12 protein-coding genes are annotated in these 13366 nt (G+C 63.5%); 5 read left to right on the top strand and 7 right to left on the bottom strand.

Annotated features, from left to right (window positions below):
- Window positions 1-23: 23 nt before the first annotated feature.
- On the bottom strand, window positions 24-980 hold the full coding sequence (locus G442_RS20565) for a tRNA1(Val) (adenine(37)-N6)-methyltransferase (RefSeq protein ID WP_246789296.1): 957 nt from the start codon (window positions 978-980) through the stop codon (window positions 24-26).
- Between the two features lie 166 nt (window positions 981-1146).
- On the opposite strand from G442_RS20565, the gene G442_RS0102465 reads away from it, so the two are divergent.
- Window positions 1147-2202, top strand: coding sequence for a polyprenyl synthetase family protein (locus tag G442_RS0102465; RefSeq protein WP_026396703.1), 1056 nt, complete (start codon window positions 1147-1149; stop codon window positions 2200-2202).
- A 562-nt stretch (window positions 2203-2764) separates the two neighbouring features.
- Here G442_RS0102465 and G442_RS20560 read toward each other — a convergent pair.
- Both G442_RS20560 and G442_RS0102450 read right to left on the bottom strand, forming a co-directional pair.
- Window positions 2765-3658 carry a glutamate racemase gene (locus G442_RS20560; RefSeq protein ID WP_051291833.1) on the bottom strand — a complete coding sequence of 298 codons (894 nt, stop codon included), beginning with the start codon at window positions 3656-3658 and terminating at the stop codon, window positions 2765-2767.
- Between the two features lie 56 nt (window positions 3659-3714).
- Entirely contained in the window at window positions 3715-4470 is a 756-nt protein-coding gene (locus G442_RS0102450; protein ID WP_026396701.1) for an orotate phosphoribosyltransferase, read from the bottom strand.
- A gap of 126 nt (window positions 4471-4596) precedes the next feature.
- Between G442_RS0102450 and G442_RS0102445 the strand changes: the two genes are divergently transcribed.
- Both G442_RS0102445 and G442_RS0102440 read left to right on the top strand, forming a co-directional pair.
- Window positions 4597-5547, top strand: coding sequence for an ELM1/GtrOC1 family putative glycosyltransferase (locus G442_RS0102445; RefSeq protein ID WP_084440298.1), 951 nt, complete (start codon window positions 4597-4599; stop codon window positions 5545-5547).
- A gap of 118 nt (window positions 5548-5665) precedes the next feature.
- Window positions 5666-5905: a hypothetical protein gene (locus tag G442_RS0102440; RefSeq protein ID WP_026396699.1), complete on the top strand. Its 240-nt coding sequence runs from the start codon at window positions 5666-5668 to the stop codon at window positions 5903-5905.
- Window positions 5906-6377: 472 nt separating this feature from the next.
- Here G442_RS0102440 and gltA read toward each other — a convergent pair whose 3' ends face one another.
- The 4 genes from gltA to G442_RS20550 form a co-directional block, all read right to left on the bottom strand.
- Entirely contained in the window at window positions 6378-7691 is a 1314-nt protein-coding gene (gltA, locus tag G442_RS0102435) for a citrate synthase (protein ID WP_026396698.1), read from the bottom strand.
- Window positions 7692-7845: 154 nt separating this feature from the next.
- Window positions 7846-8382, bottom strand: coding sequence for a SixA phosphatase family protein (locus G442_RS20555; RefSeq protein WP_035376010.1), 537 nt, complete (start codon window positions 8380-8382; stop codon window positions 7846-7848).
- Window positions 8379-8753 carry a chorismate mutase gene (locus G442_RS0102425; RefSeq protein ID WP_026396697.1) on the bottom strand — a complete coding sequence of 125 codons (375 nt, stop codon included), beginning with the start codon at window positions 8751-8753 and terminating at the stop codon, window positions 8379-8381. Before G442_RS0102425 ends, G442_RS20555 begins: the two co-directional genes overlap by 4 nt.
- 126 nt (window positions 8754-8879) lie before the next feature.
- On the bottom strand, window positions 8880-9677 hold the full coding sequence (locus tag G442_RS20550) for a metallophosphoesterase (RefSeq protein WP_051291832.1): 798 nt from the start codon (window positions 9675-9677) through the stop codon (window positions 8880-8882).
- A 446-nt stretch (window positions 9678-10123) separates the two neighbouring features.
- Here G442_RS20550 and G442_RS0102415 point away from each other — a divergent pair, with 446 nt between their 5' ends.
- The gene (locus G442_RS0102415; RefSeq protein WP_026396696.1) at window positions 10124-11641 is read left to right on the top strand and encodes an acetyl-CoA hydrolase/transferase family protein; all 1518 of its coding nucleotides are present in this window, start codon (window positions 10124-10126) and stop codon (window positions 11639-11641) included.
- A gap of 320 nt (window positions 11642-11961) precedes the next feature.
- Window positions 11962-13332, top strand: a complete 1371-nt coding sequence (locus G442_RS20545) for an MFS transporter (RefSeq protein ID WP_051291831.1) — start codon at window positions 11962-11964, stop codon at window positions 13330-13332.
- The last annotated feature ends 34 nt before the right edge of the window (window positions 13333-13366 follow it).

Genomic DNA, 13366 nt, shown 5'->3' with positions numbered 1-13366 from the left:
GGCGCGTGGAACTGGGCATGTCGTCAACGTCCGACCGACTCATCTCTTTCAGAGGTGGCCGAGGCTATCTGGGGTGCGACGGCGGAGGCGCTTGCCGTACGGGCGGTCGTTCGGAAAGACGCCTGATACAATCCATGTCCCTCGCGCAGAACAGCCTGTGCGTCAGTGGTGAACTCGCCGCCGGGAAGATGAAGCGTGAGGCCAGCGAGCATCCGCGATCCCGCGCGCCCGTCCAGCCGCCCGCGAAGAAGGGTCAGCCTGGCTTCCTTTCCCGCCTCCGGCCACAACGGGATGATCTCGACGCTGCCTATTCCATGCGCTTCGCACGCAGCGAGGGCAGGGGCCAGCAATTCGGCGGGCAGGGCGAGCGTCAGCGAGCCTTTTGGCTTCAGCAGGCGGGCGAGGGCGCTCACCCAGGCGGGAATCGTGTCGGGTCGCCTTCGCCGGGCCTGATCCCTGCGGGTTTCAGACGACGGCGTGGCGTCGGGCCGCCACCATGGCGGATTGGCGAGGGCATGGTCGAACCGGGTCGCCCCCAGCGCGCCGAGCCGTTCAGGGAGGGCCGACGCAAGGATGTCTTCTTCAATCGCCGTCAGGCGCGAGCGACCATTGGCGGCGAAATTGGCGCTGGCGAGGGCGGCAGTGCCGGGATCGATCTCCACACCTACGCCAGCCAGACCCGGAATCCGCTCGGTCAGGCATAAAAGCCCGGCGCCCGCGCCGCATCCAGCCTCGATAACCCGCTCCCCATTTCGCGCAGGGGTCAGCGCCGCCATCAGCACCGGCTCAAGGCCGGTGCGATAGCCGTGGCGGAACTGCCGGTAGATCACGCGGCCGCCGAGGAGCGTTCCATCGGATATTTCATCCGGGACGGCCTCATGGCCCGCGTCGGGGGCTGAGCCTGCGTTCGGCGCGCCGAGCTGCGCCGGATGCGGTCCTGCGGAGGGGTAAGGCGAGGAGGTCACAGCTTGACCGTCCATTGACCGCCGCTCATATGGTTGCACCAACGGGCGTCCTGCATCGGGAGAAAATCGTTTGCGCGCTGCAGCCAATCCTTCCGCGACTGATCATGTCGGAAGTCCCGTCGTCGACGCCACGCCCGGCTCCGGGATCGCGTCGACAAAAGGAAAGGACGCGAGACATACAATGAATTCTGGCGGTGAAGAGGCGACTGCTCAAGAGGGCGTCCATGACGGAGAGACGGCGCTTAGGGCGCTGGCCGACTATCTTGCCGAGGATATGAAAGCTTGCAACCGCGAGATCGTCGCGCGGATGCAGAGCGAGGTTCCCTTGATCCCGCAACTGGCCGCCCATCTGGTCGCCGCTGGCGGCAAACGGCTGCGTCCTCTGCTGGTGCTGGCTGCGGCCCGTCTGGCCGGGTACGACGTTCAGGGCGACGATATGCGTCATGTGGGCGTCGCCGCCTGCGTGGAATTCATCCATACGGCCACGCTGCTGCATGACGACGTCGTCGACAACAGCCAGCTCCGGCGCGGCCTCGCCAGCGCCAACGCGGTCTTTGGCAACAAGGCCTCGGTGCTGGTCGGAGATTTTCTGTTCGCCCGCGCGTTCCAGATTCTGACCGCCGACGGTTCTCTGCCGGTTATGGCGATTCTCTCCGCGGCGTCGGCGACTCTCGCAGAGGGCGAGGTCATGCAGATGACCACCCAGAACGACCTTTCCACCACGGTCGATCGCTATCTGCAGGTCATTTATGGCAAGACCGCGGCCCTGTTCGCCGCCGCGTGCGAAACCGGCGCCGTCGTGGCTGGCGCAGATGAGCACACGCGCGCAGCCTTGCGCGATTACGGCGCCAATCTCGGCATGGCGTTTCAGCTCGTCGATGACGCGCTGGACTACGCGGCCGATCAGGCGGTGCTGGGCAAGACCGTCGGCGACGATTTCCGTGAGGGCAAGGTCACGCTTCCGGTGCTGGCGGCCTATCACGCCGGAAATGAAGAAGAGCGCGCTTTCTGGGTCAAGACGATCGAGGACAACGAGTCGCAGGTCGACGCAGATCTCGACCGGGCGCTCGACCTTATCGCGAAAACGGACGCCATCGGCGTGACGATGGCGCGCGCGCGTGATTACGCGGAGAAGGCGTGTCAGGCGCTTGAAGGCGCCCATATCTCCAGCGGCGACGATAAGCTGGCGGGCCTGTTAGTGGCCGTCGCGCGTTATACGGCTGTGCGCTCCAGATAATCCGGTTCACAGCCAGGCGCCGTCGTCTGGTTATTGGGTATTTCACGGGCGATATGCCGCAGTGCATTTCGCTCGGGCGTTCCTGACGATCGTCCACCGGTCATGCGACGCGCATGGCTTATCGCTGTCTGGCTGCAGCTGCTGGCGGACTGAGCCGTTTCCGTGAGATCGGGGAGAGTGGGCGCAGTTCCTGTGCTGACGGCTCATTGCGTTTTCGCCGCGCGCGGCTGTGCGCATCCGCCGCCTTTCAGCGGCGCGATGGCCCACGAATTCGCGGTTTGTCCGTTCAGGCATACTGTATCGATCAGGCGCTTCGCGTGATCCTTGCAGAGGTCCGCGTTCAACCAGTCGATTCTGTCAGACTGGACGCTGTCAAGGAGCCACATCCACTCGGAGAACGGTCCGGCCATGACAATGAACTGGCTTCACATCCGCGAATCTGCACAAGCGGATACGGCTCCAGAATTCTTCCACTGAACATGGGATCAGTGGAAAAGCTCGAATCCCTATTCCATCGGGCGTCTGAGCGCTCTCAAACGATCCCATTTGACCGGGATTTGCTTCAGGCGCTTTGGGAGCGAACCGACGGGGTCTGGGCAGGCCAGATTTCTGGTGCCGCATAGCCGCAGTCTGCGAGACCGCGCGTAAGCGACGAAGGGCGCTCGGGCGGAGCGGTGAACCATGCCCCGCCTGGTCCGCCCTCGTCTTCGGCCCTTTCGGGCTTCGCGTCATCCGCCCCGCGCTCGGTCGTCAGGACCGTAGCTGTGCGCCTGGCGACAGCGTCGGCAGGGTCCAGCCACGCCACATCTGGCGGCGCCGCCTGCCGCAAGGCGTCAAGCAAAAACGTGTAGTGCGTGCAGCCTATGCCGACGGCGTCGATCCGGTCGCCATTGGGTTGTTCGAACAGGCCGCGCAGTTCACGGGAGATGACAGCCGGGTCGGCGGCTTCTCCCCGAAACGTCCTCTCCGCCATGTCCGCAAGGTGGCGCGCGCCATGCGCGATCAGAACACAGTCCGGGGCGTATTGCTCCCGAAGGGCGGCGACATAGGGTCTACGCACGGTGGCGCGTGTCGCCAGAAGGCCGATAACGCGGGTTTGGCTCAACCGCGCCGCCCAACGTATCGGCGGCACGCAACCGACGAACGGGACGGTGGGACAGGCGGCGCGCAGGCTGGTCAGCGCAAGCGTGCTGGCGGTGTTGCACGCTACGACCACGACGTCGGGGTTCAGGCGCCGCACGGCGTCGGTCAGAAGCGCCACGATATGGCGGATCAGCGTTTCGTCTTCCTGTTCTCCATAGGGAAACAGGGCGTTATCGGCGAGGTAGTCGATCCGCGCGCCCGGCAGGCGGTGGCGGAGGGCCGCGACGATCCCGAGCCCCCCGATGCCGGAATCGAACGCCAGCACGCGAAAGCGCGAAAAATCGTCGGGCAGGGGGATGGAAGGTTCGTCCATGGCGTCGCGCGGCGTCGAGGGTTGAGACCGGCGCGCCGGGGCGCGCCGCCGTGACGTCAGGAGTCGCGCGCAGTCTTCAGCGCGAGGGCTTCCTCAAGGCTGCCGACGCCGCCGTGCTTCGCGGACCACGCGCACGGATCTTCGAGGAAGCGCCGGACTTCGGTAGCGGCTTCTTCCGAGAAATACGGACGCTCGGCGCAAGCCTCCAGCACGTCCCACCAGGTGCACAGCGAATGCAGCGTGATGCCCATGTCGGACAACGTGCGATGGGCGCCGGGGAACACGCCGTAGAAGAAGACCACGAAGGTGTGATTGACGATCGCCCCGGCGTCGCGAAGCGCCTTGGCGAAGCCGATCTTCGATGCGCCGTCGGTCGTCAGATCTTCGACCAGCAGGGTGCGCATGCCTTCGGGCACGTCGCCCTCGATCTGGGCGTTGCGCCCGAAACCTTTCGGTTTTTTGCGGACATACGCCATGGGCGTCATCATCCGGTCGGCGAACCACGCGGCGAACGGAATTCCCGCCGTTTCTCCGCCGACCACCGCGTCGATGCTTTCGTAGCCGACATGGCGACCGATTTTCTCGACGCCCAGCTCGACGATTTTGGCGCGGGCGCGCGGGAAGAAGATGATGCGGCGGCAATCGATGTAGACTGGGGATTTCCAGCCGGAGGTTAGTGTATAAGGATCCTCGGGTCGGAAATTGACTGCCTTGATTTCAAGAAGAAGACGCGCAGTCGTGAGAGCGGCGTCGCGATCCCAAGCCGATGCGTCATTGCCCAGAACCGATTCCTGTCCGATCATGTTTCCCATGCCCCTCTATCCTCGCGCGCCTGCCGACGTCGTCGTGGCATAGACGGAGATGGGCGGAAAATCCATCGCCGCGCCCTTGAAACGCGGCTCAAAGGGGTAAGGCTGGCGATCGGGAGCGCCGATGAGATGGAGAAAGAGGGTTCAGCCAGGGCGAGCCGCCCGACCGCCATGGCCAGACAAGCTGCGCCCGACGCCGCAATCTGGGTGATCGAAACCGTTCGCGCGGGGCAGGTGGGGCAGGCTCACGCTCTGGCGGGAAGGCTCGGCAACTCTTTTCGGCGCGTGCGCGATGTGGCCACGGCCGAAGCGGATGGACAGCCGCCGCATCTCATTCTGACGTCAGGGGTCAATGGCGGTCTGGCCGGCCTCACCCTGGGGAGGCGTTTCGACGCGCCGGTCGTCCATTGCGCAAGCCAGTTCGCGCGGGTCACGCGCGGCAGGCCCTTCGATATGACGATCGTGCCGTCCGTTCGCCCGCGCGACCTGCGGGATGATCGCGTGATGTCGGTCTTTGGCCCGCTGACTCCGGTGTCGCCGATGCTGTTCGACCGGGCTCGCCGTCTCTGGAGCGAGCGTCTCGACCATTTGCCGGAACCGAGAATTGCCGCCGTTCTGGATTCAGGCGCGCATATGACCCCGTCGCTGGCTAATGAAAGCGCGCGGCGCCTCGCTCTCATGGTGCAGGACCATTATGGCTCGGTCCTCCTTTCCATCGCGGACGGGGTCTCGCGGGAGGTCGCCGACTCGTTCGTCGCAGGACTTGGTTCCTGCTTCAATCTCGTTTGGCGGCATGGGGAGCCGGACGACGATCCGACGCTGGGCTTCATGGCCTGCTCCGACGCCGTGGTCGTGTTCTGCGGGAGGCCCGCGACGCTTGTCGATGCGGCGGCAAGCGATCTTCCCGTGTTCGTCGGGGAAGCGCCGGGGCTGTTTGGCGCCCGTAACGCAATCGTCAAAAATTTGATCGCGGCCGATTATGTGCGGGTGCTGGATGAAGGATTTTCGCCGTGGCCCCGCCAACCGCTGGATGAGGCCGGGCGGGTTGCGGCGTTTCTTCGTCAACGCTTCGGGCTCTGATCTCGCCGGGCATGCAGGCGGCACGCGGTTGCCATACTTCAAGAGACTTGCGCCCGACGAAGCATTTCCATTAAACTGACATCAGTTGCAATTAATTCTCAGTTTAAGGACTCGCTCCGTGGTCGTTGAAACCAGCCGGATTGCCCGCAAGTGCGAGCGCGCAGTGATCACCGCCTATCAGGAGCTGAAAGTGGTGGGGATTAATGAGGTCTCGGCGTTCAACGCCTGCACGACCCTCTATCGCATCCATCATCCCGAGGCTTCGGTGAACGAGGCCCGCCGTCTGGTGTCGGAGTGGATAGATCATCACATCGTCAGGCAGGCGCCGGGCCAAACCAACGGGTGCGACTGCCCCTGATCAGCTGAATCCCTTTTGGGGAGCGCCTCGGCGCGGCGGGTCTCGGCCTGCCGCGCTTTTTTTTTTGCCGTTTCGCAAAGGGGGCGCCCGCATGGTGAACGGGAAGGACTTTCTAGGGCCTTCGCTGAATCCCGCGAAGATGCGCATCCTCTGGACGCAAGACTTGTCAGGCAATGGAGCGGATGGAGGTGGCGCCATCAGAAAACGCCAGCACAGCGGCGACGCTCCGTTTACCTGTTTGGTAAAGCGTCCTCATCCACCAGAAACGAGCGCACCAAGGCAAGCTATTGCTGATCGATCGCGCCCGAATGGACCTTCATGGATGCTTGCAGGCCCTTAATTGTTCCCAGGCAAGGATGTCTGTCTCCCGGAACATGCGCCACAAACAAGAAAGGCGCGCTGTTAGCCGACGCGCCCTGTCTGAAAACGCGACCCGCCAGCTTTTCAGGGCGGACGGGCTGGGCGCAGCGATTCAGCCGCGCTTTTCGACTGGGACGTAATCCCGACGTCCAGCGCCAAGATAGAGCTGGCGAGGGCGGCTGATGCGCTGGCCGGGCTCCTCGATCATTTCCTTCCACTGGCTGACCCAGCCGGTGGTGCGCGCGACGGCGAAGAGAACGGTGAACATCGAGGTCGGGATGCCCATCGCCTTCAGGATGATGCCCGAATAGAAATCCACGTTCGGGTAGAGCTTGCGCTTGACGAAGTATTCGTCATGCAGGGCGATCTTTTCCAGTTCCACCGCCAGTTCCAGCAACGGATCGTCGGTGATGCCGAGCTCAGTCAGAACCTCGTGGCACGTCGCCTGCATGATCTTCGCGCGCGGGTCAAAGTTCTTGTAGACGCGGTGCCCGAAGCCCATCAGCTTCACGCCGCTGTTCTTGTCCTTCACCTTTTCGATGAAGTCGGGGATGTTCTCCTTCGAACCGATCTGGGCGAGCATCTTCAGCACCGCCTCGTTCGCGCCGCCATGAGCGGGTCCCCACAGAGCGGCCACGCCCGCTGCAATACAGGCGAACGGATTGGCGCCCGTCGATCCCGCCATGCGTACGGTGGAGGTCGAGGCGTTCTGTTCGTGATCGGCGTGCAGGATCAGGATGCGGTCCATGGCCCGCGCCAGAACCGGGTTGATCGTGTACGGCTCCGAGGGGCGCGCGAACATCATCGACAGGAAATTTTCCGCGTAGCTGAGGTCGTTGCGCGGATAAACGAAAGCTTCGCCGATCGTGTATTTGTAGGCCCAGGCGGCGATCGTCGGGATCTTCGCGATCAGGCGCATAGCGGCCAGTTCGCGGTTCTCCGGCTTCGAAATGTCGTTGGCGTCAGGGTAGAACGCGGCGAGCGCTCCGACCGTGCCACACAGGATCGCCATCGGATGGGCGTCGCGGCGGTAGCCGTTGAAGAAGTTGCGAATCTGCTCGTGCAGCAGGGTGTGATTGGTCAGCGTGCTTACGAACGCGGCGTATTCCGCCTTGTTCGGCAGTTCGCCGTTCAGCAGCAGATACACCAGCTCGGGGAATGTCGCTTCGGTGGCGAGCTGCTCGATCGGATATCCGCGATGCAGGAGAACGCCTTCATCGCCGTCGATGAACGTGATCTTGCTCTCGCAGGATGCGGTCTCGCCGTAACCCGGATCGAACGTGAAGACGCCCAGATCGGCGGTAATGCGGCGGATATCGAGGACATCCGGTCCAAGAACGCCCGTAAGAACCGGCAATTCGGCTGTTTTGTTTCCAAGCGTGATTGTGGCGGGCTGTCCCGTCACCCCGGTCTGCGACGCGCTCATGGTGATACTCCTGCAACGATCCTACCACCAACCGGTTGTACGGTTGGTGACGTTCCCCCCGGTTTTCCCCGATCAGAGATAAAACAGGAAGTCGAAGACGGGCGCTCAGTAGCTCACCTTGTTGCGAGGCAGGCTTCTGAGGGCGTTTTTCGGCTCAACTTTGCGAGAACGATTCCAGCCAGGACGTCTTCGGTCCCAATCCGGCCCACGCCAGTGCGATTGATTCCCGTTCCTCCGCCTCCACCCGGAAGGTGGCCAGCGTGGCGAGCGCGAAGTCGGAATCCAGCGCCGCTTCCACGCCGTTGAGATAACGCGCGAGAGCCGGAAGGCCAGGATTGTGGCCTACCAGCAGGATCGTATGAACGGAGTCGCGGGTGGCTCGTAAACGGGCCAGCAGTTCGTCGGGCGCGGCGAGATAAAGCGTCGGCTCGATTCTGATCTCTGGCCGCGCATTGCGTCCGAAGGGCAGCAATCCTGCATAAGTCTGTCGGGTGCGCAGCGCGGGGCTGCACAGGACCAGATCCGGGATGAGCCCGGCGCGGCGCATGCTTTCGCCGCGTTGCCGGGCGATCTGGTGGCCTGTGGCTGTCAGGGGGCGCGCCAGATCGGCGTCTCGTCCGAGATCGCCGCCTTCGGGGGGCGCGGCCTCGGCATGGCGCAGCAACAGCAGACGATGGGCGACGGGTTTCACGGTGCGCCGCCTGCTCCGGACAAAGCCTGCCCCTGATTTCGGTCGCGGGCGATGGCTTCGTGGTGGCGGATGACCTCACGAATGATGAAGTTCAGGAATTTCTCCGCGAAATCGGGGTCCAGCCGGGAACTGGCGGCAAGCGTGCGTAACCGCTCGATCTGGCGCGCTTCCCGCGCCGGGTCGGCGGCCGGCATGCTGCTTCGGGCTTTCAGCTCGCCGACCGCCTGCGTGCAGCGGAACCGTTCCGCGAGGATTGAGATCAGCGCGGTGTCGATATTGTCGATGCTCTGTCGCAGCTCAGCGAGTCTGGCGGCGGCGTCCGCCCCATCCGCTAATCCGGCGCCAGTTGGCTCGTTTGTCGTCGCGGTCACACCTGCCCCGTGTTCTGAATTCGTGAAAAACGGCGCATTTCCCGTGCCGAAAAGGCGGTCGGAAACGCTTGCCCATTCATCACGTGGACAAGCCTTCTGTCAAAGCCGACGACCCTGCGGCGTGCATCAGAATCCTTGTGGCGCGGCGCCGTGAGAATCGCGCGGAGAGCCATGGTCGAAGTAAGGTTCCGGCGCAGGATAGTCAGGGGTGTCGGGATCTTCCGCAGGCAGATCGATCCACGCCAGATGCCCGCCTTTGCCGGCTCCGGTATCCACGAATACCGCGGTTCCGCCGTTTCGTCCGTGCTTCACCCAGGGCCGACCATCTGTGGAGCGACGGTCGTGGCCGCAATAGACAGTGTATCCGGCGGGAATGTGGTCCACCCAGTTCAGGCGTCGCTCCGGGTAGCCGTCCGCCTGAGTGCGTCCCACCACTTCTCCGAACATCGCGCGTGAGAGGACCGGCGTGACGCCGTCGAGACCGCCAGGCGCATCTTCTACGAGCATGCGTGTGTGGAAGGCGCCATGTACGAAGACGCGGCGGCCGAGACGCAACCATGTGGGCGCAGCGGACAGCATTGGGACGACCATATCCAGAACGTCCGCGTTTTCAGGGCGGGTGATCTGGGCGAGGGTGGCTTCGACGACAGGATCGCGCCGCAGCTTGCGTCCGAGCAGGGCGCGCCCCAGCTTGCGATCATGATTGCCGAGCACAAAGACGCCTCGACGTTCCTCTATTACGGACGCCATGAGCCGCAGCGCGCCAACGCTATCAGGTCCATAATCCACCAGATCGCCAAGCTGTACGATGAAACGGTCCGTCGCCGTCGCATGGCGGAAGGCGGCTATGTCGCCGTGCACGTCTCCCACCACCCGCACGGGGCGGCCAGCAATCAGTCGCGCGAATGAACTGTTTTCACTCATCGTTTGCCCACCGCCTCCTAGCCTATGGATATAAGCCGGTATTATTCCAACGGCAGCCCCTAAAGACGGTTCGCAGGTTATTTATCCGGCTGTGACGGACAGACAGCGTGCTTCCGCCCTGACATCCTTTTAAATTGGGCCCCACAAGCCTCGGCGGAAGATGGGGGATGCTCGAAAAACGATTGCATCGCCGTTAACCGCTCGGGAGAACGTGCGGCGCTCTGTCGAAGCTCACGCTCCCGTCAGAGCGCGCACAACCATGTGACGCGCATCTCGAACTGAATTGCGACTAAGTGTTAGCCCGACGGTCGTAGCGGAATGCGCGCATCGGCAAGCAGTAGGGGCATTGGCGGGGCCAGCAGGGCGTCCCGGGCTGGTGACTTCGCAAACTTGTCGAGCGTGCGCGCCGACGGCTGGATAAACGATGTGGGACGGGACCGCCTTTCATGACTGATCGCATCCGCAGCCAGGCGCTGCGCGCCAAAGAAAAACCTGCCGCAGCCGCAGCCGAACTGATCGGCAACGGCGCTACGCTGGGAACCAGCGGCTTCACCGGCGCGGGATATCCGAAGGCAGTGCCGGGCGCTCTGGCCGAACGTATCGCCGCAGCGCACGAGAAGGGCGAGGAGTTCAAGGTGCGCTTGGTGACCGGCGCTTCGACCGGCCCGCAGATGGACGGCGCGCTTGCCAAGGTGCACGGCGTTTCGTTCCGGTCGCCGTTCAACACCGACGCCGCGATGCGCAACAACATCAACTCGGGCGAGACCGAATATTTCGACACCCATCTGGGTCAGGTCGCGCCGCGCTCGATTCAGGGCAACTACGGCGAGTTCGACTTCGCCATCGTCGAGGCGACGGCGATCACGGAAGACGGCGGCATCGTGCCCAGCTCGTCGGTCGGCAATTCGCAGACCTTCCTCGATCTCGCCAAGAAAGTGATCATCGAGGTCAACGAGTGGCAGCCAGCCGGCCTCGAAGGCATGCACGACATCTGGCGCGGCAATGTCAGCGCGCTCCCGCCGCGCGACATCATCCCGATCACGACTGCAGACCAGCGCATCGGCGAAGGCGCGCTGAAGGTCGATTCGGAGAAGATCGCGGCTATCATTCGCACCAATGACCCGGACCGCAACGCGCCGTTTGCGGCTCCGGACGACAATGCGAAAGCGATCGCGGGTCACCTGCTCGAGTTCCTCAAGCATGAAGTGAAGAAAGGCCGTCTGCCTCCGTCGTTGCTGCCGCTTCAGTCAGGCGTCGGCAATGTCGCGAACGCGGTGCTGGAAGGCCTGAACGAGGGGCCGTTCGAGAACCTGATGGGCTATTCGGAAGTCATTCAGGACGGCATGTTGAAGATGCTCGACAGCGGCAAGATGAAGATCGCGTCCGCGACGTCCTTCTCGCTGAGCCCCGACGCGGTTAACGAAATCAACGACCGCATCGACTTCTTCCGCCAGAAGATCATTTTGCGCCAGCAGGACGTCAGCAACAACGCGGAAGTCATCCGTCGTCTGGCCTGTATCGCTATGAACGGCATGATTGAGGCCGATATCTACGGCAACGTGAACTCCACCCGCGTCATGGGCACGCGGATGATGAACGGCATCGGCGGTTCGGGCGATTTCGCGCGCAACTCCTTCCTGTCCATCTTCCTGTCCACGTCGACGGCAAAGGAAGGCAAGATCTCTGCGATCGTGCCGTTCGCGGCCCATGTCGATCACATCATGCAGGACAGTCAGATCATCGTGACGGAGCAGGGGCTCGCGGACATGCGCGGTCTCGGCCCTGTCCAACGCGCGGAAGTGGTGATCGAGAACTGTGCGCACCCGGATTACAAACCTGCCCTGCGTGACTACTTCGAGCGTTCTAAGAAGGACTCCTACGGCAAGCACACGCCGCATCTGCTGAGCGAAGCCCTGTCCTGGCATCAGCGCTTCGTCGAAACCGGCACGATGATGCCGTCCTGAGAAACAAATCTGGCTGGACTGGCGGGCGACGCCAGCCCAGCCGGGTAAGTCAGTTGCTCAACTTAACTGTCGGTGTGCTCGCCAACTCGTTCCGGGTCCGCCAGCTCGTTTGCCGCAGATTCGTTTGTCCGCCGGCGGTCGGGGTCGCCTTGATCGGCAACGTGTGTACGAAAAGTAGTTCCGTCCCGACCAGTCGAGGCGGCTGGTCGGACGGAGGTTTTTGGTCGTAACGTGAAGCTTCGCCGCGCCGTATCGGACGTGGCCTTCGTATCCTCAGGCGTATTTGCGCGCCTCAAGAACAAAGAGCTGGAAAAGCGACCATGACCACCGGCGCAGACCGGGCGACGGGTTTCGGCGGCGACGCCGAGGCATTGTATCGCCGCGTCACCCTTCGTATCGTTCCCTATATTTTCGTCTGTTACCTGTTCAATTACCTTGACCGGGTGAATGTCGGCTTCGCCAAGTTGCAGATGCTCGACGCTCTCGGCCTGAACGACGAGCAGTTCGGGCTGGCGGCAGGCATCTTCTTCATCGGATATGTCTGTTGCGGAGTTCCGGCGAACGTCGCATTGCAAAAATTCGGCGCCCGGCGCTGGCTGTCTATCATCATGATCGTCTGGGGAGCGTTGTCCGCCAGTCTGGCGTTCGTTCACAGCGCGACCGCCTTTTACGTCCTCCGCTTCCTGACAGGCGCGGCGGAGGCCGGGTTTTTCCCCGGTCTGGTGCTCTACCTGACGCGATGGTTCCCGACTGATCGCCGGGGACGCGTGATGGCGCTGTTCATGGCGGCGATTCCGCTGTCTGGCGTCGTGGGCGGTCCGCTTTCCGGGTGGATCATGACCTCGTTCGTGGGCGGGACCGCCGGAGCGCCGGGCGGCGTCGGCGGCTTGCAGGCGTGGCAGTGGCTCTTTCTGCTGCAGGGCGCGCCGACCGTGGCGCTGGGCGTGGGTGTGGCCTTCATCCTGAGCGATGACGTGAAGCGCGCGCGATGGCTGTCATCAATGGACCGCGCAGCGCTGGAAGGGCGATTATCAGCCGATGCCGCCGCACAGGCGCCCGCTCAGCGCGCAGCGAATTTTGGCGACGTCTTACGCAGCCCCTGGATATGGGCGATGGGGCTGGTCTATTTCTGCGTGCAGGGCGGGGTTTACGCGATCAACTTCTGGCTGCCGTCGCTTATGCGGGCGAGCTTCGGGGAGGATCTGCAACTGATCGGCTGGCTGAGCGCCGCGCCCTATGCGGTCGCCGCAGCGGTGATGCTTCTCATAGGGCGTTCTGCGGATCGCACGCGGGAGCGGCGATGGCATCTCGCCGGACCGATGTTGCTGGCGTCCGCCGGGCTTTTGACGGCGGCATGGACCGGAGGCGCCCATGCGCAGGATCCGGCGATCCGCCTTGTTGCTTTGGTCGGGGTGTCGCTGGGCGCCTCGGGCGCGTTGACGGGGTTGGCGATGTTCTGGCCGCTTGCGTCCTTGTTCCTTGGTGCGGAGGCTGCGGCGGCGGGACTCGCGCTGATCAATTCGATGGGGCAGGTCGCCGGGTTCGTCAGCCCCTATCTGGTCGGATGGATCAGTCACGTTACGGGCGGACCGGGCGACGCGTTGGCGGTTCTGGCCGCGTTGATGATTACTGGCGTCGTCATCGTCCTCCGTAGTCCGGTGGCTGGCCGAACGGACCGGCGGCAGGCGTGATGTTCGATGGACGCGAAGCAGGGAGAGAGACGAG

Origin of the sequence: Acetobacter nitrogenifigens DSM 23921 = NBRC 105050, assembly GCF_000429165.1 — a bacterium.
In the GTDB taxonomy this organism is placed as follows: Bacteria; Pseudomonadota; Alphaproteobacteria; order Acetobacterales; family Acetobacteraceae; genus Acetobacter; species Acetobacter nitrogenifigens.
This window is presented reverse-complemented; position numbering and strand designations above follow the sequence as displayed.

Bases quoted from the DNA above. Each gene is read 5' to 3' on its own strand.
- G442_RS20565 (WP_246789296.1), bottom strand. From the start codon at position 980: ATGGACGGTCAAGCTGTGACCTCCTCGCCTTACCCCTCCGCAGGACCG.
- G442_RS0102465 (WP_026396703.1), top strand. From the start codon at position 1,147: ATGAATTCTGGCGGTGAAGAGGCGACTGCTCAAGAGGGCGTCCATGAC.
- G442_RS20560 (WP_051291833.1), bottom strand. From the start codon at position 3,658: ATGGACGAACCTTCCATCCCCCTGCCCGACGATTTTTCGCGCTTTCGC.
- G442_RS0102450 (WP_026396701.1), bottom strand. From the start codon at position 4,470: ATGGGAAACATGATCGGACAGGAATCGGTTCTGGGCAATGACGCATCG.
- G442_RS0102445 (WP_084440298.1), top strand. From the start codon at position 4,597: ATGGAGAAAGAGGGTTCAGCCAGGGCGAGCCGCCCGACCGCCATGGCC.
- gltA (WP_026396698.1), bottom strand. From the start codon at position 7,691: ATGAGCGCGTCGCAGACCGGGGTGACGGGACAGCCCGCCACAATCACG.
- G442_RS20550 (WP_051291832.1), bottom strand. From the start codon at position 9,677: ATGAGTGAAAACAGTTCATTCGCGCGACTGATTGCTGGCCGCCCCGTG.
- G442_RS0102415 (WP_026396696.1), top strand. From the start codon at position 10,124: ATGACTGATCGCATCCGCAGCCAGGCGCTGCGCGCCAAAGAAAAACCT.
- G442_RS20545 (WP_051291831.1), top strand. From the start codon at position 11,962: ATGACCACCGGCGCAGACCGGGCGACGGGTTTCGGCGGCGACGCCGAG.